This is a genomic window from Stutzerimonas frequens (assembly GCF_024448335.1).
GTDB lineage: Bacteria > Pseudomonadota > Gammaproteobacteria > Pseudomonadales > Pseudomonadaceae > Stutzerimonas > Stutzerimonas frequens.
In genome coordinates, this window is record NZ_JAMOHM010000016.1 from 82,651 (window position 1) to 104,377 (window position 21,727).

Annotated in this window: 19 protein-coding genes; 13 read left to right on the forward strand and 6 right to left on the reverse strand. The window is 64.6% G+C overall.

Annotated elements, in window-relative coordinates; genetic code table 11:
• Window positions 1–19 precede the first annotated feature (19 nt).
• The gene (locus NAO55_RS18485) at window positions 20–919 is read left to right on the forward strand and encodes a LysR family transcriptional regulator (RefSeq protein WP_102839058.1); all 900 of its coding nucleotides are present in this window, start codon (window positions 20–22) and stop codon (window positions 917–919) included.
• A gap of 119 nt (window positions 920–1,038) precedes the next feature.
• On the opposite strand, the gene NAO55_RS18490 is transcribed toward NAO55_RS18485, so the two are convergent.
• Window positions 1,039–2,028 carry a GlxA family transcriptional regulator gene (locus NAO55_RS18490; protein ID WP_102839057.1) on the reverse strand — a complete coding sequence of 330 codons (990 nt, stop codon included), beginning with the start codon at window positions 2,026–2,028 and terminating at the stop codon, window positions 1,039–1,041.
• 102 nt (window positions 2,029–2,130) lie between these two features.
• On the opposite strand from NAO55_RS18490, the gene NAO55_RS18495 reads away from it, so the two are divergent.
• Window positions 2,131–2,682: a cysteine hydrolase family protein gene (locus NAO55_RS18495; RefSeq protein ID WP_102839056.1), complete on the forward strand. Its 552-nt coding sequence runs from the start codon at window positions 2,131–2,133 to the stop codon at window positions 2,680–2,682.
• Window positions 2,683–2,744: 62 nt separating this feature from the next.
• On the opposite strand, the gene galE is transcribed toward NAO55_RS18495, so the two are convergent.
• The gene (gene galE, locus NAO55_RS18500) at window positions 2,745–3,806 is read right to left on the reverse strand and encodes a UDP-glucose 4-epimerase GalE (protein WP_102839055.1); all 1,062 of its coding nucleotides are present in this window, start codon (window positions 3,804–3,806) and stop codon (window positions 2,745–2,747) included.
• A 421-nt stretch (window positions 3,807–4,227) separates the two neighbouring features.
• On the opposite strand from galE, the gene NAO55_RS18505 reads away from it, so the two are divergent.
• The 8 genes from NAO55_RS18505 (at window position 4,228) to NAO55_RS18540 (ending at window position 14,301) form a co-directional block, all read left to right on the forward strand.
• On the forward strand, window positions 4,228–5,412 hold the full coding sequence (locus tag NAO55_RS18505; protein WP_102839054.1) for a glycosyltransferase family 1 protein: 1,185 nt from the start codon (window positions 4,228–4,230) through the stop codon (window positions 5,410–5,412).
• Window positions 5,400–6,620, forward strand: coding sequence for a UDP-galactopyranose mutase (gene glf, locus NAO55_RS18510; protein WP_197932487.1), 1,221 nt, complete (start codon window positions 5,400–5,402; stop codon window positions 6,618–6,620). Before NAO55_RS18505 ends, glf begins: the two co-directional genes overlap by 13 nt.
• 86 nt (window positions 6,621–6,706) lie before the next feature.
• The gene (locus NAO55_RS18515; protein WP_102839053.1) at window positions 6,707–7,861 is read left to right on the forward strand and encodes a glycoside hydrolase family 1 protein; all 1,155 of its coding nucleotides are present in this window, start codon (window positions 6,707–6,709) and stop codon (window positions 7,859–7,861) included.
• Window positions 7,858–9,663, forward strand: a complete 1,806-nt coding sequence (locus NAO55_RS18520) for an ABC transporter ATP-binding protein (RefSeq protein ID WP_102839052.1) — start codon at window positions 7,858–7,860, stop codon at window positions 9,661–9,663. Before NAO55_RS18515 ends, NAO55_RS18520 begins: the two co-directional genes overlap by 4 nt.
• A complete protein-coding gene (locus NAO55_RS18525; protein WP_102839051.1) occupies window positions 9,660–9,875 on the forward strand; it encodes a KTSC domain-containing protein in 216 nt (71 codons plus the stop codon). The genes NAO55_RS18520 and NAO55_RS18525 overlap by 4 nt, the downstream gene beginning before the upstream one ends.
• A gap of 212 nt (window positions 9,876–10,087) precedes the next feature.
• Window positions 10,088–12,880, forward strand: a complete 2,793-nt coding sequence (locus NAO55_RS18530; protein WP_102839050.1) for an autotransporter family protein — start codon at window positions 10,088–10,090, stop codon at window positions 12,878–12,880.
• Between the two features lie 146 nt (window positions 12,881–13,026).
• Window positions 13,027–13,734, forward strand: a complete 708-nt coding sequence (locus NAO55_RS18535) for an alpha/beta hydrolase (protein WP_308410938.1) — start codon at window positions 13,027–13,029, stop codon at window positions 13,732–13,734.
• Between the two features lie 351 nt (window positions 13,735–14,085).
• Window positions 14,086–14,301 (forward strand): dodecin, encoded by a 216-nt coding sequence (locus tag NAO55_RS18540; protein WP_003303828.1) that lies wholly within the window; start codon window positions 14,086–14,088, stop codon window positions 14,299–14,301.
• Window positions 14,302–14,323: 22 nt separating this feature from the next.
• On the opposite strand, the gene NAO55_RS18545 is transcribed toward NAO55_RS18540, so the two are convergent.
• From NAO55_RS18545 to NAO55_RS18560, 4 genes are all read right to left on the reverse strand, one after another.
• Entirely contained in the window at window positions 14,324–15,658 is a 1,335-nt protein-coding gene (locus NAO55_RS18545; RefSeq protein WP_102839049.1) for a cation:proton antiporter, read from the reverse strand.
• 143 nt (window positions 15,659–15,801) lie between these two features.
• Window positions 15,802–16,800, reverse strand: coding sequence for an LLM class flavin-dependent oxidoreductase (locus NAO55_RS18550; RefSeq protein ID WP_102839048.1), 999 nt, complete (start codon window positions 16,798–16,800; stop codon window positions 15,802–15,804).
• 40 nt (window positions 16,801–16,840) lie between these two features.
• Window positions 16,841–17,257 (reverse strand): PA0061/PA0062 family lipoprotein, encoded by a 417-nt coding sequence (locus tag NAO55_RS18555; protein WP_011915133.1) that lies wholly within the window; start codon window positions 17,255–17,257, stop codon window positions 16,841–16,843.
• A 92-nt stretch (window positions 17,258–17,349) separates the two neighbouring features.
• On the reverse strand, window positions 17,350–17,775 hold the full coding sequence (locus tag NAO55_RS18560) for a PA0061/PA0062 family lipoprotein (protein WP_102839047.1): 426 nt from the start codon (window positions 17,773–17,775) through the stop codon (window positions 17,350–17,352).
• A 143-nt stretch (window positions 17,776–17,918) separates the two neighbouring features.
• Here NAO55_RS18560 and NAO55_RS18565 point away from each other — a divergent pair, with 143 nt between their 5' ends.
• From NAO55_RS18565 to NAO55_RS18575, 3 genes are all read left to right on the forward strand, one after another.
• Window positions 17,919–18,977, forward strand: a complete 1,059-nt coding sequence (locus NAO55_RS18565) for an aminopeptidase (RefSeq protein WP_102839046.1) — start codon at window positions 17,919–17,921, stop codon at window positions 18,975–18,977.
• A gap of 216 nt (window positions 18,978–19,193) precedes the next feature.
• Entirely contained in the window at window positions 19,194–20,363 is a 1,170-nt protein-coding gene (locus NAO55_RS18570) for a hypothetical protein (RefSeq protein ID WP_102839045.1), read from the forward strand.
• 10 nt (window positions 20,364–20,373) lie between these two features.
• Window positions 20,374–21,093, forward strand: a complete 720-nt coding sequence (locus NAO55_RS18575) for a ferritin-like domain-containing protein (RefSeq protein WP_102839044.1) — start codon at window positions 20,374–20,376, stop codon at window positions 21,091–21,093.
• Window positions 21,094–21,727: the final 634 nt, after the last annotated feature.

The following is a 21,727-nucleotide window of genomic DNA, read 5'->3' on the forward strand; positions in this document are numbered from 1 at the left end:
GTCAGGAAAACTCACATATATGGCCCGCGATCTGCCACCGCTCAATGCCCTGCGTGCCTTCGAGGCGGCTGCCCGCCTGGGTAGCGTAAGCGAAGCCGCACGCGAGCTGCACGTCACCCACGGGGCCATCAGCCGGCAGCTGAAGCAGCTCGAAGAAGCCCTCGGTCTGGCCCTGTTCGCCAAGGAAGGGCGCGGCGTAAAACTCACCGATGCCGGCGTGCGTCTGCGTGACGCCGCCAGCGAGGCCTTCGAACGCCTGCGCAGCACCTGCATCGAGCTGCAGCGACAGACCAGCGAGGCGCCGTTCGTGCTCGGTTGTCCCGGCAGCCTTTTGGCGCGCTGGTTCATTCCGCGGCTGGACCGGCTCAATCGCGACCTGCCCGAGCTGCGCCTGCAGCTGTCGGCCAGCGAGGGCGAGCTGGACCCACGCAAGCCGGGGCTGGATGCGACGCTGTGGTACGCCGAACCGCCATGGCCGGCGGACATGCAGGTGTTCGAACTCGCCGCCGAGCGCATCGGCCCGGTGCTCAGCCCCTACCATCCGCGTTGCGCCGAGTTGCGCGGCGCGGCGCCGGCGGCCCTGCTCGAGGAGACGCTGCTGCATACCGCTTCACGCCCGCAGGCCTGGCCAAATTGGACGCGCCAGCAGGGGCTGGACCCTGCACGGCTGCGCCTGGGGCAAAGCTTCGAGCACCTGTATTTCCTCCTGGAGGCGGCGCTGGCCGGGCTTGGCGTGGCCATCGCGCCCCAGCAACTGGTCGCCGATGATCTGAAGTCCGGCCGGTTGCTGGCGCCCTGGGGCTTCGTCGAGACCGATGCCCGGCTGGCGCTCTGGGTACCGGCGCGGCGGCTGGATCGGCGCGCGGAGCGGCTGGCGGACTGGCTGCGTGCCGAACTGGGTGACAAGCCGATCGAATGACACGACCTTAGGCGCATCGGCGACTCGCCGCTCCAGCGGGACGTCGTCATCCGCCCCCAGTGGATCGATCGCCAGTTGCGTCGGACGTACTCCTGGGCTGGCATCTGGCCGGCCGGGCCCTACAACGGCGGCGCACCGATGCCGAAGCGTCGGCGGTAATCGCCGGGCGACAGCCCCACCAGTTTCTGGAACACCTTGCGAAATGCGCCGGGGTCCTGATAACCCACCGCCCAGGCCACCTGTTCGATGCCCCGATTGGTCAGCTCCAGCAGCTCCCGGGCCTTGCCGACCCGCAGCTGCTGGCAGTATTCGGTCGGCTTGAGGCCGGTGGCGGCGCGGAATCGACGCAGAAAGGTGCGCTCGCCCATCCCCGCCTGGGCGGCCATAGCAGCGACCGGCACTGCGCCGGTGCTGTGGGTCTGCAGCCAGTGCTGCACCCGCAGCACGGCCTCGTCGCCATGGTCCAGCCGCGGGGCGAAGCTGCTGAAGTAGCGCTGCGAATGGCGGGTCAGATCGATCACCAGAAAACGCGCGGTTTCCGAGGCGATGGTCGGCCCGAGCAGCCGCTCCACCAGCGCCAGCCCGAGGTCGGTCCAGGCCATCAGGCCGCCGGCGGTGATGATGTCGCCGTCATCGACGATCATCCGGTCCGCATCGACCTGCACCTTCGGAAAGCGCTCGCGCAAGGCCTGGGCCAGGCCCCAGTGGGTGGTCACGGTGCGGCCGTCGAGCAGCCCGGTTTCGGCGAGCAGAAAGGCCCCGGCGCAGACCGAGCCGAGGGTGACGCCAGCCTGGTGGCACTGCCCGAGCCAGGCGGCGAACGGCTGGATCACATGCGCCTCGGGGCGGGCGTCCAGACACGGCGGCAGGATGACCATACGCGGCGAGCTCGCGCCAGTCGGCTGGCTGTCGAAGACCCGCCGAATGTCTGGCGTGCCGTCCTGCCTGGCCCAGTGGCTGACACGCAGGGTCGGCAGCTTTGCGGCCTGGCGCTCGGCCGCCATGCGGTTGGCCACGCTGAACAGGTCGGTCAGCCCGTAAACGGCCGCCAGCTGGGCGCCCGGGTATAGCAGCAGGCCGATTTCCAGCGTCTCGGGTGCGCCAGGCATGTCAGTTTTTCCCGCGTTATTGTCGGTCTCGCCCATCCACGGCCGTGGCCGGGGGATCTAAAGTCTCGCTGCGGGCAACGGGCTCGCTGACAGGAGAGAGCGATGGGCAAGCGAGCGTTGGTTCTGGTCGACATCCAAAACGATTATTTCCCGGGCGGCAAGTGGACGTTGCATGGGATCGAAGCGGCAGCGGACAACGCGGCGCGTGTGCTCGAGGCTGCGCGTGCCGCGGGCGATCTGGTGGTGCATGTGCGGCACGAGTTCGCCTCGGCGGATGCTCCGTTCTTCACGACGGGCTCGGAAGGCGCGCGGATCCATCCCAAGGTCGCCGTGCGCGAAGGCGAGGCGGTGATCCTCAAGCATCAGGTCAACTCGTTTCGTGACACCGAACTGGAGGCGCTGCTGAGAGGGCGCAGCATCGAGCAGCTGACCATCGTCGGCAACATGAGCCATCTGTGCATCGACGCCATCACCCGCGCCAGCGTCGACCTGGGGTTCAGCGCCACGGTGATCCATGACGCCTGCGCGTCGCGTGACCTGGAGTTCGATGGCACCCAGGTGCCGGCGGCGCAGGTCCATGCGGCGATCATGGCGTCGCTGGCCTTCGCTTACGCCAAGGTGCAGTCCACCGAGGCCTACCTGGCCGAGCACTAGCCGCGCCGGGCGATTGCCTCGTCGTGCCTGTCGCGCGCTGCGGTTCGCCGCGCGGCCCGGCCTCAGCTGGCCAGAGCGGTCTGCGAGGCGGCCTCTGCGGCGGCGACCTTTTCCTCGGCGTAGCCGCGCGGGTTGCGGCTCTGCCAGCGCCAGGCGTCGGCGAGCATGCTGGTGAGGTCCTTCTCGGCGCGCCAGCCGAGTTCCAGTTCGGCCTTGCTCGGGTCCGACCAGCACTGGGCGATGTCGCCGCGGCGGCGCGGCTTGATCACGTGCGGCAGCGGGCGGCCGGTGACTGCCTCGAAGGCGGTGATCATCTCGCGCACCGAATGGCCCTTGCCGGTGCCGAGGTTCCACGTGGAAACACCGTGGACCAGTTGCAGGCGCTCCAGCGCCTTGAGATGACCTCGGGCCAGGTCGACCACATGGATGTAGTCGCGGATGCCGGTGCCGTCCGGCGTCGGGTAGTCGTCGCCGTAGACGCTGAGCTGCTTACGCCGGCCCACCGCCACCTGCAGCATGTACGGCAGCAGGTTGTTCGGCACGCCGTTGGGATCTTCGCCGATCAGCCCGGACTCGTGGGCGCCGATCGGGTTGAAGTAGCGCAGCAGCCCGATGGACCAGCGCGGGTCGGAATCGGCCAGGCCCTTGAGCACGTTCTCGGCCATCAGCTTGGACTGGCCATAGGGATTGGTCTGCACGCCGGTGGGGCGGTCCTCGGTGATCGGCATCAACGGCGACTCGCCGTAGACAGTCGCCGATGAGCTGAACACCAGCTTGAAAATGCCCGCTTCGGCCATCGCCTGGCACAGCGCGATGCTGCCGCCGACATTGGTCTCGTAGTAGGAAAGCGGCTCGCGCACGCTTTCGCCAACGGCCTTGAGGCCGGCAAAGTGCATCACCGCAGTGATCGGGTAGGCAGCGAACAGCGCCTTGAGCAGCGCGCGGTTGCGCACATCGCCCTTGACGAACTGCAGTGGGCGGCCGGCCAGTTGCTCGACACGGTCCAAGGCCAGCTGCGAGCTGTTGCACAGGTTGTCCAGCACCAGTACCTCATGCCCCGCCTGCAGCAGTTCGAGTGCTGCGTGCGAGCCGATGTAGCCGGCCCCTCCTGTCACCAGAATCATCTGTATACCTCCGCGGTTCGCTGTCTTTTGGACACGCTCGGGACGCTGCAGCGGGGCCGTAGGCGGCGCTGCATGAGTCTCCATGATTGGGTTCGGCGAAACGGAACGGGAGGGGCAACGACGGGCTGCGCGCCGGTTCCGGTGCCGGATCTGTTCGGGCGTCCTGCTGATACGGACGGAGCAAGGTGCGGGCGAGTTCAATTCACCCGCCAGCCGGCCGACGGCCTGCACATCGGATGACTGGCGGGAACCCGGGGCGAGGAAAGCCGTCCATTGCCGGCGGATGACGCGGCCTGCAGGACCCTGCTCGGCCGGCGACATCGCGAGATGAATCGCCTTACGCAGGGCAGCGCTGGCTTTGCAGTGACGGGTGATCGGGCAGTGGAGGCCTGGGCGCCGCCACCGAAAAGAGGTGCTCCAGATGAGCTGGGCCGGCCCGTTCCAGTACGACATCGGTAAATCCCGCAACGCGCAGCAGGCGCCGGCCGAAGTGGTCTTCGACGATCAGATCCCGACCCTGCTGTGTCTGTCGCATCTGCGCTGGAGCTTCGTCTACCAGCGCCCGCAGCACCTGATGTCGCGCTTCGCCCGCGACTACAACGTGCTCTTTCATGAAGAACCGATTCCCACCGAGGATGCCGAGCCCTGGCTGGAAGTGCGTCCCGAGGAAAATGGCGTGCAGGTGCTGATTCCGCGCCTGCCGGCCGGCTGCGAAGGCGATGCGGCGAACCGCGCGCAACGCAAGCTGCTGGACGATTACCTGGAGAAGCTTGGCGTCGGCGAGCTGATGCTCTGGTACTACACGCCGATGAGCCTGGCCTTCTCCGAGCATCTGGCGCCGAGCCTGATCGTCTATGACTGCATGGACGAACTCTCGGCGTTTCGCGGCGCGCCGCCGCAGCTGATCGAGCGCGAAGTGGAGCTGATGTGCCGCGCCAACCTGGTCTTCACCGGCGGCTACAGCCTCTACGAGGCCAAGCGCCAGCGCCACGACAATGCCCACCCGTTCCCCAGCAGCGTGGATGTCGAACACTTCGCCGCCGCGCGCCGGCCGCAGCATGACCCGGAGGATCAGGCGGAAATCCCCCATCCGCGTCTGGGCTTCTACGGCGTGATCGACGAGCGCCTGGACCTCGAGCTGATCGAGCAGGTCGCACGGATGAAGCCGGAGTGGCAGATCGTGCTGGTCGGCCCGGTGGTCAAGATCGACCCCGCCGAGTTGCCGCAGCGCGACAACATCCACTACCTGGGCGGCAAGACCTACGACGAGCTGCCGCAATACCTGTCTGGCTGGGACGTGGCGATCATGCCGTTCGCGCTGAACGAATCGACTCGCTTCATCAGCCCGACCAAGACCCCCGAATACCTCGCCGGTGGCTGTCCGGTGGTGTCCACGCCGATCACCGATGTGCTGCGCACCTATGGTGACACCGGCATCGTGCGCATCGCCGACAGCGCCGAGGCGTTCGTCGCTGCCAGCGAAGCCGCCCTGGCCGATGCCGAAGACCGTGACGCTCTCCTGGCCAAGGCCGACGAGATCCTCGGCGACATGTCCTGGGATCACACCTGGAGCCTGATGAAGGAGAAGATGCAATGCGTGATATGAGCCTGCAGGACAGCAACCCGGAACGTCTCGGCGGTGGCGCGGGCGACCAGCCACAGGCGCGCAGACGTGGCTTCGATTACCTGATCGTCGGTGCCGGTTTCGCCGGCAGCGTGCTCGCCGAACGGCTGGCGGCGGGCTTGAACAAGCGCGTGCTGGTGGTCGACCGACGTCCGCATATCGCCGGTAACGCCTACGACTACCACGACGAGTCCGGCGTGCTGATCCACCGCTACGGCCCGCACATATTCCACACCAACGCCCAGCGCATCGTCGATTACCTCTCGCAGTTCACCGAGTGGCGCCCCTACGAGCATCGCGTGCTGGCGCAGGTGGACGGCCAGGAAGTGCCGATCCCGATCAACATGACCACGCTGAACCGGCTCTACGGTCTGAATATGACCACCGAACAGGAAGCGGCCGACTTTCTCGCCAGCCGCGCCGAACCGGTGGAAAACATCCAGACCAGCGAGGATGTGGTGATCAACGGCATCGGCCGCGAGCTGTACCAGAAGTTCTTCCGCGGCTACACCCGCAAGCAGTGGGGGCTGGACCCGTCGCAGCTGGACAAGTCGGTGACCTCGCGCATCCCCACGCGCACCAACACCGACGACCGCTACTTCACCGACACCTTCCAGCAGATGCCCAGGCATGGCTACACGAAGATGTTCGAGAAGATGCTGGCGCACCCGAACATCAAGGTGATGCTCAACACCGACTACCGCGAGATCCGCGACGAGGTGCAGCACGATCACCTGATCTTCTGTGGACCGATCGACGAATACTTCGACTACCGTTTCGGCAAGCTGCCGTACCGCTCGCTGAAGTTCGAGCACAAGCAGCTCGACCAGGAACAGTTCCAGGCCGTGGGCACGGTCAACTACCCCAGCGAGGACGTGCCCTACACACGCATCAGCGAGTACAAGCACCTCACCGGGCAGGTCCATCCGAAGACCAGCATCACCTACGAATACCCCTCGGCCGAGGGCGATCCCTACTACCCGATCCCGCGGCCGGAGAACGCCGAGCTGTACAAGCGCTACCAGCAGCTGGCGGACGAGACGCCGAACGTGACCTTCGTCGGCCGTCTCGGCACTTACAAGTACTACAACATGGACCAGGTGGTCGGGCAGGCGCTGGCACTGTACAAGCGCATCGAGGAAGCCGAGCTGGCGAGCCAGCCGCAAGCGGTGCCCGAGCAACTCGGCTGAAGCGCAGCGGTCGTTATGCCTGAGGCTCGCCGGACGGCGAGTCCTCGGCCGCCCTGACGGCCATCGAGTCATCCATGAGGTCAGCGATGCACCACCCCAGTCTGTTCAAGAGCTTTTTCCTTGGCGGTTTCGAGTGTTCCAACCACCGGCGCAGCGACGGGCGCCGTCTCGACCTGATCGCCGCGACCGGCCACGACCGCTGGGCCGCGCACGACTACGCCGAGCTGCACCGGCATGGCCTGCACAGCGTGCGCGACGGCCTGCGCTGGCACCTGATCGAGCGCACGCCGGGACAGTACGACTGGTCGAGCTTTCTGCCCATGCTTGAGGCGGCGCGGCGCCAGGGCACCCAGGTGATCTGGGACCTCTGTCATTACGGCTGGCCGGACGACATCGACATCTGGCGGCCACAGTTCGTCGAGCGCTTCGCCCGCTATGCCGCGGCGGTGGCGCAGCTGATCAGGGACGAGACCGACGAGGTGCCGTTCTACGCACCGCTCAACGAGATTTCCTTCTGGGCCTGGGCCGGTGGCGACGAGGCCTACTTCAACCCCATGGCCCGCGGCCGCGGCTTCGAGCTCAAGCACCAGCTGGTGCGCGCCACCATCGCCGCGATGCAGGCGATCCGCGCGGTCGAACCGCGGGCGCGTTTCGTCCAGGTCGACCCGGCCATCCATGTGGTCGCCGGCAACGACCGGCCCGGCCCGCAGCGCGATGCCGAGCGTTTCCGCCAGTCGCAGTTCGAGGCCTGGGACATGCTCTGCGGCGAGCAATGGCCGGGGCTCGGCGGTGCGCCGGAGTTTCTCGACATCATTGGCGTCAACTACTACTCGGACAACCAGTGGTACCACGGCGATGGCCGCACCATCGAGCGCGACAACCCGGATTACCGGCCCTTCAAGGGCATCCTGCGCGAGATCCACCAGCGCTACCAACGCCCACTGCTGATTGCCGAGACCGGCGCCGAGGGCGACCTGCGCGGCGACTGGCTGCGTTACGTCAGCGAGCAGGCCGGGCTGGCGATGCAGACAGGGGTGCCGGTGGAAGGCATCTGTCTGTATCCGGTGCTGGACTACCCCGGCTGGGCGGACGAGCGGCATTGTCCGGTCGGCCTGCTCGGTTTTCCCGACGAGCACGGCAAGCGCTGCGTGCACGCGGGGCTGGCCGACGAGCTGCGTCTGCAACAGGCGCGTTTCAGCCAGTCGAGTCCCACACCGCGCGTCGCCGAAGCCCTGCCATGAACCAGGCGGCCGCCGCGCCCCCGGCAAAGGCCGCCGAGCTGCCCCTGCCCAGCCGGCCGGTGGCCTTCCTCTGGCACTACATCTGCGCCCGGCCCTGGCATTTCGGCGGCCTGCTGGCACTGATCATCGGCGCGGCCAGCTGCGCGGTGGCGGTGCAGTACGGCATGAAGCTGCTGGTCGATGCCATGGCCCAGGGCAGCAGTGATCGCGCCTCGGCCAATGTCTGGTGGCCGCTGGGGCTGTTCATCGGCCTGATCGTCACCGAGAACCTGTTCTGGCGCCTCGGCGGCTGGCTCGGTTGCCGCACCGTGGTGGCCAGCGTGGTGGATATCCGCGTCGACCTGTTCAAGCACCTGACCGGCCATCCGATGCGCTATTTCACCGAGCACTTCGCCGGCTCGCTGGGCAATCGCATCTCCGCCCTGGGCGCCGCGGCCGGTTCGATCTATGGCGGCCTGGCGTGGAAGATCGTGCCGCCGATCGTCGACTTCCTCGGCGCCGTGGTGGTGCTGTTCACCGTTGGCTGGCAGATGGCGCTGGCGCTGATCGTCTTCGTCGCCATCGTCGCCGCGCTGATCACCGGCTTCGGCATTCGCGGGCGGGCCAAACACCAGCGTTTCGCCGCGCAGTCGGCGCGGGTCGGCGGCGAGCTGGTGGATGCGGTGTCCAACGTCTGGACGATCAAGGCGTTCTCCGCCCGCGATCGCGAGGCCGAACGCCTGGCCCACGAGATCGGCTACGAGGCCCGCGCCCAGCGGCGCAGTTGGATGTATCTGGAAAAGGCGCGGGTGATGCACGACATCTGCCTGTCGGTGATGGCCGGCGGCATGCTCGTCTGGGCGATCAGCCTGTGGGTCGACGGCTCGGTGACCGCCGGCGACGTGGTGCTGGTCAGCGCGCTGACCTTCCGCATCCTGCACGGCTCGCGCGACCTCGCCCTGGCGCTGGTGGACACCACTCAGCAGCTCGGTGCGATCGACGACACCCTGCGCATCATCGTCCAGCCCCATGGCCTGGAAGACCCGGACAACCAGCTGCTGCTGGCCGAGGGCGATATCACCTTCGACGGCGTCTGCTTCAGCTACCCCGACCGTGGCGCGGTGTTCGACCACCTCGACCTGCACATTCCGGCCGGGCAGAAGGTTGGCGTGGTGGGCTCGTCCGGGGCCGGCAAGTCGACCCTGATCAACCTGATCCAGCGCCTCGACGATGTGCGTGACGGGCGCATCCTGATCGATGGTCAGGACATCCGCAGCGTCAGCCAGGACAGTCTGCGCGAGAAGATCGCCGTGGTCCCGCAGGAAACCGCGCTGTTCAACCGCAGCATCCGCGAGAACATCCGCTACGGCCGCCCGGAAGCCAGCGATGAAGAGGTGATCCAGGCCGCGCGCAGTGCCTTCTGCGACGCCTTCATCCGCGAGCTGCCGCAGGGCTATGACACCCTGGTCGGCGAGCGCGGCGTGATGCTTTCCGGCGGCCAGCGCCAGCGGTTGGGCATCGCCCGGGCGTTCCTCAAGGATGCGCCGATCCTGATTCTCGACGAGGCCACCTCGGCGCTCGACACTCACTCCGAAGCGGAGATCCAGGCGGCGCTGAACAACCTGGTGCATAACCGCACCGTGGTCGCAGTGGCGCATCGGCTGTCGACCCTGGCGAGCTTCGACCGGATCATCGTGCTGCGTAACGGCCGCATCGTCGAAGACGGCGCGCCGCAGGAACTGCGCCGCCAGGGCGGTGAGTTCGACAGCCTGTGGCGCATGCAGGCTGAGGGCTTCACCCAGCAACCCGATGTGGTGCCATGAAGCGTGTCGTGGTGAATTCCAGCAGCCTGCGTGCGCTCGGCTATGACCCCGAGCAGCAGGTGCTGGAGGTGGAATTCAGCAGCGGTGCGCTCTATCGCTACGAAGCGGTCCCGCCCGAGGCGGTGCAGGCCTTGCTCGAAGCCGACTCGCTGGGTCGGCATTTCAATCAGGTGTTCAAGCCGCAGCATTACCGCTATCGGCGCTTAAGGTAGGGGTTGCGCAGTCTGGCCTAGTTTCTCCCGCGTCGATGCCTGATGGCACAACGCGCTGTAGTAGGCACGTCGGCAGTCCGGCGAATTAATCCTCCTCGCAAAAAGTGCCCGATGGCTTTAGGATGTCGCCCGCCCAAATATGGCCCTTTGCCATCTAGCTCAGGGCTGAGTTGAAATTGAAATTTTCGTCATGTTTTCAGAGGGAATTGATCATGCTTCCGTCTTTCCGCAAAAGCCTTCTCGCCCTCGCGGTGACTAGCACCGTTATGCCCGTTTATGCACAGACGTTGGCGCTTACCAACAGTGGCCTTCGTATTAACGAGACTACCTACGACTCGCTAGACATCACGGGCACCTTTGAGGGTGCGGGTGAGGCTGTAGTGCTGGATCGCATCAACGTCACAAACGACCTGTTGTTAAACGCCAACATCAATGTGGAATCGCTTGAAGCAAGCGGTATTGATTTGTTGGTGGACGGTCCGTTCGGCTCAGAGCTGAACATTGGCGGTAACGTGATCCAGCGAGGCAATGTCCGCGCGATTGGCGACGGTTCCGTCGCGCTGATCGTCGATCCCGCGAACATTGGTGGGAGCCTAGTCAACGAGGGTACGTTGAGCGTCCAAGGCGGGCGCTACTTCGAGGATGGGGATTACGACAATAGCCGTGCCCTGCATGTAATGCTCTCCAACATTGAAGGTGATCTGAAAAACGGCGCGACCGGCAAGATTATTGCTGAAGGTGAGCACGCCTCCGCGTTGTCGGTAGGTGATAACACCGAGGTAGGTGGACAGCTAATCAACGAAGGCCTGATCGTTGCGAGTGGCCTCAATTCCACGGCTTTGGGCGTCGAAGGTCGCAATATTCGTATTGACGGATACGAAATCCGAAACGAGGAAGGCGCCACAATTAGCGCTACAGGCACGGATTCAGTTGGCGTACGCTTGACAGACCTTGATCGCTTCGGCGGTGTACTACTTAACAATGGCACCATTGAAGCCACTGGCGAGAACGCCCGGGCCATCTTCGTCGAGGGTGGGTACCTATTCGCTATCGACAGCGAAGGCAAAATTGTTGCCACCGGCGAGGACTCACACGGGATTGTCATCAACGAAACCACATTCGATGGCTACAACGGGGTTCTAGATCACCCCAACGACCGCCACATCCGCAATAGTGGGCTGATTCAGGCTGACGATGCGGCAGTTCTGATTGGCTCGTTCGAGATTGACGACAGTATCGATTTTACCGGTGACTATACCGGCGTGAAGCGTCTCGGAATCGAAAACCTTGGTCACATCGTCTCCAAGGACGAAGCGATTGACGCCTCCCTGGCTACCGGCGACGTAGATCTGTATTGGGGTATTGTTGACCCCAACGACGATGACATCGACGACCATAACGAAGTCAGCACCATCACTGGTAACCTGATCGGTCTGAGCAACATCGAAATTCGCCAGAATGCCCTGTTCACCGGTACCGACATTACTGTAGACGGCGCCAACATCGTCATGAAGAGCGATGGCTGGGTGAATGTCGGCAGTAGCAGCGATAACCTTCCTGGCAATCTGGAGCTAGGCCTGCCGCATACCGTCATCGACGGTAACCTATACGTGGCAGGTAATTCCTCCTTGACCCTTAATTTGAGTAAGGAGACCAATGCTGACCAGGCCGTACTGAGCATTACCAAGACTGCTGAATTCAGTGACGGCGCGCAGATCAAGCTTGCAGCTAAGGGCAGCGATTTCCGTGCCGATGGTGTCACCTATACGTTGGTCGAGGCTGGGAGCGTTGAAAACGAAGGACTCAAAGTAGTCAGCAGCTCCTCGCTCCTGAACGTAGATACTTATGCCGTTGAAGGTAACCGGATCGTAAGCAAGGTCACCGCCAAGGGTACGGATCAGGTAGCCGAGGTCATCCGGCAGAGTGGCGCTAGTGGCAACGGACAGGCCGCCGGTTCCAAGTTCTATAGTGAAGTATTCCAAACGCTGGCCGTTTCCGGCAGTGATCCGGTTGCTCAAGTGTTCCTGGCTGCCTCTGCAGATCCGGAAGCTCTAAAGCGGCTAAGCGAGCAACTGGCCCCGGAAATCAACGGTGGCGCCACCCAGGCAGCGCTGTCCGGCCAAAGCCTGGTCAGCGGCGTCGCCGCCGGCCGTACCAGCGGTGCTCGGGGTATGTCTTCGGGTGATGGTTTCCAAGAGACCGGCGTGTGGTTGCAAAGCCTTTACAGCGACGCCAATCAGGATCTGCGCGACGGCGTGGCCGGCTATAACGCCCACAGCCGCGGCATTGCTTTGGGTGCAGACGGCAAGCTCAACGATCAGCTGACCCTTGGCCTCGCCTACAGCTTTCTCAACACTGATGTGAACAGTGATGGCGGCAACAATACCGAAGTGGATGGCCATGCCTTCACCCTGTACGGTGGTTACGAGCTGAGCAACTATTTCGTAGACGCAAGCCTGACCTACGGCGTCAGCGATAACAGCAGCAAGCGCCATATCGCTAGCACCACTGCGAAGGCTGATTACGACAGCGATCTGCTGGGGCTCAACCTGATGGGTGGCTATAGCTTCCAGCTGGACAACGGTCTGCTGATCGAGCCACGTCTGGCTGCCCGCTACAGCAACGTGAAGATCGACGGCTATAGCGAGAAAGGTTCGTCTGCAGCGCTCAAGACGGAAGCCCAGCGCTACGAGGTTGCTGAGCTCGGCGCCGGTTTCCGTTTGGCCAGCAGCTTCGGCGTCGGCCGAGGTACTTTGGAGCCGCAGGCCAAACTGATGGCTTACCACGACTTTGCTGGCGACCGCGCGTCCAGCACCTCTACTTTCGTGTTGGGTAGCACCCCGTTCGTCACCACCGGTGCAAAGCCGGTGCGTAACAGCTACGAAGCGGGTGTGGGCGCGGACTATCGCCTCGGCGCGGTGACCCTTGGAGTCAGCTACGACTACGTCGGCAAGACCGGCTTCGATGCCGACACCGTCCAGGCCAAGCTGCGTTACGACTTCTGATGAGGCGTAGGGACCTCGGCCTGTATTTGTGCGCCGCGGTTCGCCGGCTCGGCATGGCGCTACTATGCGGCGTCATGTTGGTCGGATGTCAGTCTCCCCGCCAGTCTCTGCAGGACTTGGCGGGAAGGCATGGGCAACAATTGGAAGTGTTGCCCACCCAACCCTTTCCCCTGCTGCTCGGAACCCCTGCAGTAGCTCCGAGCGGTTCTCGATTAAGAATCTACCTAGAAGGCGATGGTCGCGCCTGGGCTACGCCTAGACAGCCAAGTGTCGATCCAAGTCCGCGTAATCTGCTGGTAGCGCGTCTGGCCTTTGATGATCCGACCACCAGCCTGTACCTTGCCCGGCCCTGCCAGTTTGTCAGCGCCTCGGGCTGCACGCAGAAGGTATGGACAAAGCGGCGTTTCTCAGACGAAGTTGTGGATAGTCTCGATCAAGCGCTGTCGCGCATAAAGGCGCGTTATGGCAATGATCAGTTCGAGTTGATCGGTTATTCCGGAGGTGCTGCACTGGCCCTGCTGCTGGCGGCTCGCCGCGATGACATCGGGCAGGTCCAAACCCTGGCTGGCAATCTGGCGCCGCGTGAATGGGTGCGCCAGCAGCGGCTCTCGCCGCTGAACGGCTCGCTCGAGCCCCTCGACTACCGTGAACGTCTCCGCAATCTGCCTCAACGCCACTTCGCGGGTCGCGATGATCGCATAGTGCCACCTGAGCTACTGCGCTATTACCGCGAATCGTTGGGACCGACGAGTTGCTTTGAAAGTGAGATATTGCCTTCTGTCACCCATGCTAGTGGATGGGAACAGGCTTGGCGGAGCTGGCGCTCTCGGTCGGTTGACTGCTCGGCGGAGTAGCCAGAGCTTTGCGGCTCACCCGCAAATTGTTTCATTTGTTCATTTGTTTATTGACGGCCTCCTAGCTGTAGCATCAGCGGCGCTTCGTTTGGATATTCGTCTCCCTTGGTGGGGCGGAGTTGGCGTGCGTTCTGCTAAGAGTGTTCAGCAGCACCAATGCTGATCCGCGTCGCAAAGACTTCGGCACCCTGCCAGGTGCCCATGCAGAAGCGTGGCCACCCTTTTTGGATCCAACCCGATCTGGCGGCATCTTCTGCCCGCTCCGCTGAACTTCCGGGGCGCTCTGCGGGCCTCAATCAGGCAGGACGCGTCATTCCCGAGCGGAGGCTCTTCAGACCAGAAGGGGACATCATGTCGGATCATCACACGTACAAGAAGGTTGAAATCGTCGGCTCCTCGCGCAACAGCGTCGATGAGGCGATCCAGAACGGTATCGCTGAGGCGTCCAAGTCTCTGCAGAACGTCGAGTGGTTCGAGGTCGGTGAAATCCGCGGCCATGTCGAGAACGGCAAGGTCGGGCATTTTCAGGTCACCATGAAGGTCGGCTTCCGCCTCGAGAACAGCTGATCGCCACGCGCGCGGCCGCCGTTCAGTCGGCGACTGCGCGGCTGCGTTCGTCGCGACGCAGCAGCGGCTGGGTGCTGAGTCCGTGCAGCACGATGCTCAGCGCCACCACCGATAGCACCAGGCCGATGATGGTCTGCGCTTCGTCCGGCAGCAGGCCGTGGGTCACTGCGTAGCTCAGGTAGTACAGGCGGCCGATGCCACGGATGCCAAACCAGCCGGCGGTCAGGCACTGGGCATGGTCGAGGTAGCGCCGCGGCATCAGCAACATCACGCTCAACGGCCGAATCAGCAGGAACAGCGCCAGGCCGAGCGGAACCGCACGCCAGTCCCAGTGCACCGAGACCAGCACCCCGAGCATGGTCACCAGCAACACTTCCAGGCTGCGTTCCAGCTGTCCGCCGAATGCCAGTACGTCACCCATCAGCACGCCGGCGGCGACCCGTGGTTGTCCCAGCTGTCGGTCATCCAGCGACAACGCGCGAGGGGCCAGGCCGCCTTCGGCGAGGTGCGGGACGGCGTCGTTGATCAGCTCCTCGGATGGCGTCTCGGAGCGCCCGGCGGCAGCGATTTCCGCGTGACGCAGGCCGAGACCGGCGGCGAACACCGCGAGAAAGCCCCAGGCACCAACCAGTTCGGCGCCGACGTAGGCCAGCGCGATCAGCGCCAGGGCCAGCGAGTCGTTGGGCGACATCGCCGTATCGGTGTGGCGTGCGCGCAGATAGATGGCTACGCGGCCGACCAGTTTGCCGAGCAGAAAGCCGATTAGCAGTCCCGCCGGTACCGCCCACAGCAGCCGGTGCAGCGCCCACTCGCTGACCCAGTCGGCCTCAAGCTGGCCCTGGGCGATGAGCATCAGGCCGAACACCACGAAGGGAAACGCGGTGCCGTCGTTGAAGCCCGCCTCGCCGGACAGGCCGTAGCGCAGGCGGTCGCTGTCACGGGCATCGTTGACCTGCACCAGGCTCGCCAGTACCGAATCGGTGGGCGCCAGGATCGCCCCGATCAGTACCGCGACACCCCAGCTCTGGCCGAACAGGTAGTGGCAGAGCAGTGTGACGCCGCCGATGCAGGCGAGCATCACCGGCCCGGCCAGTACATAGGCGCTCTTCCATGCCGGGTGCCTGAGCGGCATACGCAGCTTGAGGCCACTGACGAACAGCGAGACCAGCACGGCGACCTCGGTGAGGTGTTCCATCCAGCCGGCGATATGCAGGAATTCCATCTCCCACAGGCCGATGCCGAGCTGGCCGATGAGCACGCCGAAACCGAGGTAGATCAGGGACGTGGTGATTGGCAGCCAGCGCAGGAAGGCCGAAGCGAGGGCGAGGATCAGCAGCAGGACGCCGAGTACGGCCATCCATTCGAGAAAATTCGTGCGTGTTCCGATGGCGGGGCGCGGTGCTGCGCCCAGGGGTGTATGCCATTGGAACGGTGGCCGGCGGCAGGGTTCGCCGGCAGTGCCGCGTGAGGCCGCCGCCGGTCAGGGCAGCGGCCGGCTATCTACTGACGCAGCTCGGCGACGATCTCGAAGGCGCGATGGCGGTCGGCGGTTTCGTAGAGGTCGCAGGTAAAGATCAGCTCGTCGGCCTGGGTCTGCTCCAGCAGCACGTCGAGACGCGCGCGAACCTTCTCCGGGCCGCCGATCAGCGCCAGGCCGAGGAAGTCGCCCACGGCCTGCTGCTCATGCGGCAGCCACAGGCCCTGCATGCTCTGCACCGGCGGGCGCAGCACCAGGCTCTGGCCGCGGATCAGCGAGAGAATGCGCTGGTAGACGCTGGTCACCAGATACTCGGCCTGCTCGTCGCTGTCGGCGGCGATCAGCGGCACGCCGAGCATCACGTAGGGTTTGTCGAGCACCGCCGAGGGCTTGAAGTTGTCGCGATAGAGCTTGATCGCCTGATGCATGTAGCGCGGCGCGAAGTGCGAGGCGAAGGCGTAGGGCAGTCCCTTGGCCGCGGCCAGCTGGGCACTGAACAGGCTGGAGCCGAGCAGCCAGATCGGTATGTTGCTGTTCACTCCCGGCATGGCGATGACGCGCTGATTGGGCTGGCGCGGACCGAGCAGCAGCTCCAGCTCCTCGACGTCCTGCGGGAAGTCGTCGGCGCTGCCCATGCGGTCGCGGCGCAATGCATGGGCGGTGAACTGATCGGCGCCGGGGGCGCGACCGAGCCCGAGGTCGATGCGGCCCGGGTAGAGCGCTTCCAGCGTGCCGAACTGCTCGGCGATCACCAGCGGCGCGTGATTCGGCAGCATCACCCCGCCGGCACCGAGGCGGATGCGCGTGGTGTTGGCGGCCAGGTAGCCGATCAGCACGGCGGTGGCGGCGCTGGCGATGCCGTCCATGTTGTGGTGTTCGGCCACCCAGAAGCGCTGGAAGTCGAGCCCCTCGACGTGACGCGCCAGGGCCAGGGCGTTGTGCAGCGCCTGAGCCGGCGTGCCGTCGTCGCGGATCGGCGCCAGGTCGAGCGCGGAAAAGCGGGTGTTTGCAATGCGGGACATCGTTTACCTCATGACGTAAGGCGGTCGGGTGCGAGCGGGCTCAGTGGCAATGCTCGGCCTCGGCCTCGACCAGCACGTTGCGCTGTTCGTCGCGCAACCAGCCTTGCGGGGTGAAACCCAGCGAGCGGGCCTGGAACAGGTAGCGCTGGCCGGGTTGGAAGTCGTCGTAGCGGATCACCAGGGTGCAGCGAATGGTGTGGGTTTCGCCGAACAGGCCGAAGTCGCCCCCTGTCACTTCGAATTCGTAGCGTGCTTCGAGTTCATGGGCTCCCGGCGGGACCTGGAAATAACGGCCGTCGGGGGTGCGTTTGCCGTCCAGCTGGTCGGACATGAAGATATCGCTGGGCTGCGCGGTCATGTCGACCCAGGCCATGTTCGGGTCGGGTTGCGGCAATGGCCCGGCGCAGCCGGCCAGGGCGAGAAGGGCGGGCAGGACGAGGGGGAGTGCGCGACGCATGGCTGGATCCTCGGCGAATGGCGGGGTGAGACGCGCTGCGCCTCACCGATGCTGCGAGGGTGCGCCAGATGACGGCGCATTTCAACGCGGACTCAGCGGCCGGCGAGGTCGCCGCAGCCCTTTTCCTCGGCGCGGGCCAGCACGTACTGGTGCTGGTCGTAGAGCTTGGCCCAGGGCCGGAAGCCATAGCCGCCGGCCACCAGGCGATAGCGCGCGCCTGCAGTGAAGCGGTCGTAGGCCAGGGTCAGCTTGCAGTCACGGGGCAGGGCACCGCTGTCGGGGCCGACATTGGTGCCATCGACCTCGAAGCGATAGCGCATTTCCAGCGTGCGACTGCCCGGCTGGACCTGGAAATAGCGGTCGTCCTCCAGCGTCTTGCCGTCCACGGCCACCGCCTGCAGCTGGGTTTCGCCGTTCGGGTTGAGCTCGATCCAGGCCTGCTCGGGATCGGGCTTGGGCATCCACATGGAGCAGCCGGCCAGGCTGGCGAGCAGCGTGACGAGAAGGAAACCGCGCATGTACAAGGCTCCAGCCGGTGATCGTAGGCCGGCAAGGGTTCGATTGAGGACGTCATGGCTGCCGCAGGTTGCAATCGGCAGCACGGCCTTTGTAGGGTGCGCTACGCACGCCGGCGCCAGACCGACCACCGAGCGGTAACCCGATGCCCAAGCCCAACGCCGCCTCCATCGACAGCCTCAGCCTGCGCTGGGTTCCCCTGCTGCTTGCCGTCTGTCTGAATGGTTGCAGTTATTACGGCCAGCTCGCCGCCGGCCAGCTGGAGCTGCTGCGCCAGCGCGAACCCATCGAGGCGCTGATCGCCGATGAATCGCGCGATGCGGCATTGCGCCATCGGCTGGGCGAGGTGTTGCAGGCGCGCCGCTTCGCCAGTCAGGCGCTGGCGCTGCCGGACAACGACAGCTATCGGCTCTACGCGGAACTCGGCCGACCTTATGTGGTGTGGAATCTGTTCGCCACCGAGGAGTTTTCGGTCAAGCCGCTGGAGCACTGCTTTCCCATCGCCGGCTGCGTGGCCTATCGCGGCTATTTCCGCCAGGGTGCCGCCCGCGGCGAGGCAGCGCGGCTGCAGCTGAGGGGGCTGGATACCCATGTGGCGGGTGTCGAAGCCTATTCCACGCTGGGCTGGTTTGCCGATCCGCTGCTCAGCTCGATGCTGCGACGCAACGACGAGCAGCTGGCGGCGCTGATCTTCCACGAGCTGGCCCATCAGCAGCTCTATCTTCCCGGCGACACCGCCTTCAACGAGTCCTACGCCACCTTTGTCGAGCGCGAGGGCCTGCACCAGTGGCGTGCCAGCCGCGGGCTGCCGCAGCGGGATGAACAGGCGCGGGTGCGCTATCGACAACTGGTTGAGCTGCTACTCGAGACGCGCCAACGGCTGGACCGGCTCTATGCCTCGGGTCGCCCGTTAACCGAGTTGCGCGCGCTGAAGCAGGCCGAGTTCGCGACGCTGCGTCAGCGCTATCGACATCTGCGCGACAGCCAGTGGAACGGCGATAGGCGCTTCGATCGCTGGTTCGCCCAGCCGCTGAACAACGCCACGCTCTTGCCGTTCGGCCTATACGACCGCTGGGTGCCGGCGTTTGCCGCGCTGTTCGAGCTGTGCGAGCGAGACTGGGCGCGTTTTCACCAGGCGGTTGCGGCGCTCACGGAACTGCCGGCCGACGAACGGGAAGCCAGACTTTCGGAACTGGCCGACTGATCAAGCGAAACGGCGCGGCCTGTTGCTGTGGGCGTTACGTGCCGTCATGGGTTTTGCGTCGAAAACCCCCTATCTGCCGTTCATCGGCTGCGATACGCCTGTCCGCTGAATGGCGCGAATCGTTTTTCGAACCCTCCGGTCCTCTTTACTAGGTCGCCGATTTCATACGGCGGCAATCCCTCATGCCTGATACCCACGCATAACAACGGAGGCTCCATGGAGACCATTTCCGGAATTCTCGATAACAAAGGCACGCCACTGGAGAAGCAGAAGTTCACCTGGAAGGAAATGGCCGGCAAGCCGATCAGCAAACTCGATGACGATGCGTTTACCCGTGTGCGCATCATCCTCATGAACGGCGTCGAGACCGACGCCCTGCGCCTCAAGCATGGTATTGCGCGCTTCAACAAGGAGCTGCGCCTGCCGCTGGCCGAGATCCGCCGCGTCGAGCAACACCAGGCGACCATGGTCAACTGGCTGATCGGCGCCGACCACTCGCCGCTGGAAACCACCGTCGCCTACGAACAGGTGGCCATCGAGGTGACCGCGGCCGTGGCGCAGAATGAGCCCGACCCCTACCAGGCGCAGACCTATCGCTTCGGCCTGCTGGAAGACTTCGATCACCTGTACCGCTACTCGGCGATGCTCGATCGCCTTGAGGGCAAGGATGCCAACAACATCCTGCAGGGCTATACCGACATCGTGCCCGGGCGGAAAACATCGGAGCACCATCGTCATCCGGAAAACGACATCCGCGACAACTACGAGAAGAACTCCGCCGCGCTCATTACCAAGATCCACGCGGCGCTTATCACCGGCGCGGAATACCAGACCCACGACTACTACATGAACATCGGCCCGCTGTTCGCCGACCCGCTGGCGCGCCAGCTGTATGCCGAAATCGCCTCGGTGGAAGAGCAGCACGTGACCCAGTACGGCGCGCTCTCCGACCCCAGCGAAAGCCATATGGAGAAGTGGCTGGTGCACGAGGCGATGGAGGTCTACATGTACGCCAGCTGCGCCGAGCAGGAGAGCAACCCGCGCATCAAGGCGATGTGGGAGCGTTTCCTCGACTACGAGCTGGGCCACCTCAACGTCGCCTGCGAGTGGTTCAAGAAGCTCGAAGGCCGCGACCCGGCCGAGGTGCTCGCCGGCCCGCTGCCGAAGATGGTCGAGTTCAAGAGCCAGCGCGATTTCGTGCGCCAGGTGCTGGCCGCCGAGGTCAACCTGCGTACCGCCGGCCCCGCCTACGTGGACAAGGGCAAGGAGCCGCAGTCCTCGCTCGATTACCGCGACCACCTCGCCTCGGAAGGGCTCGCCTCGGACATCGTCTCGGCGGGTTACCAGTGGGCGCCGGGTGGCGAACTGATGCGCAAGGCTTCCTGAGGAGACGAACATGGCTACTGCAGCGAAAGTAGGTACCAATTACACCGGCGTGCAGATGTCCCCGAAGGACACCAAGCGCCTGCTCGACGCCGTCAACGACATCCACCCGGACGTGCCGGGCGATGAGCGTGGCATGCTCGTCGAGCGCACCGAACGGGCCGCCGAGGCCGGCCGCATCGGCTCCGTGCCGGTGCCTGGCTCGGCCAAGGGCATGCTCAAGACCAGCTTCGACATGATGAAGGGCAAGAGCCCCGAGGTGTTCATCGACAAGCTCGGCGAGCGCCTGGCCTTCGAACGCAACGGCGTGCGCCTGTACGAGGCGATGATCGCCAAGGCGCGCAACCTCGACTCGGGCAACGACCTGGTGGGCGTGCTGCAGCACATCCGCGACGAAGAGTTCGAGCACATGATGCTGGTGCATACGGCGATGGAAAAACTCGGCGCCGACCCCACCGCGCAGACGCCGAGCGCAGATGTCGCCGGGGTCATGGCGATGGGCATCATGCAGGTGCTGACCGATCCGCGGACCAACGTCGCGCAGTGCATGAACGCACTGCTGACGGCCGAGCTGGCTGACAACGCCGCCTGGGAACTGCTGATCGAACTGGCGCAGGCGGCCGGTCATCCGAACATCGCCGACAGCTTCGGTCATGCCAAGACTCAGGAAGACGACCATCTGGTGAAGATCAAGACGCTGATGCGTCGGGATCTGATCATGCAAACCAAGTAACAGCGTGCGAGCGGGACGCTTTGGCGCACATCACCGAAAGGGATGTGCGTCTTTTTTTTGGGCGGGGAAGGGCTGCCTTGTTGTCTTGTGACGGCGGATCTTGTGACGGCGGGCTGGCAGGCTTTTGCTTCATGGCGCTTGGCGAGCTGCTTGAAAGGCTGGTTTCGCCCTGCTGGGCGAGTCACTTTTTCCAGACGCCGAAAAAGTAACCAAAAACGCTTTGCCCCTGCATCCGGCCCTGCGCTTCGCTCCGGGTTCGTTCACTACGCCGCCGCTCCGAGGGTCGCCGTACAAGGGCCATCCATGGCCCTATACGGCTCTCGCCGCATCCCTGCGGCTCGCCCCTCTCCACGACGGCTTCGTTCACCCTCCTGAAGGGGCGTTTGGAGTCGCCTGGTGGACCGTACAAACAGAACAGATGTTCGGCGTTTAGGTGGTCGCTGATGGCTTCAAAGCTCCAAGTTCCTACGCGTGGGTTTAGCCCTCGCATTCTCCGTTGAGGACGCGAAAAATCCCTACGGCGTGCCCACGCAGAACAGTCGGCACGACCATTCGCTTTGCTTTGTTTCTTGCGCACTGGACGCCAGGCGACACCATTCGCCCCTTTCAGGAGGCCGAGTGCAATCGTTGCGTA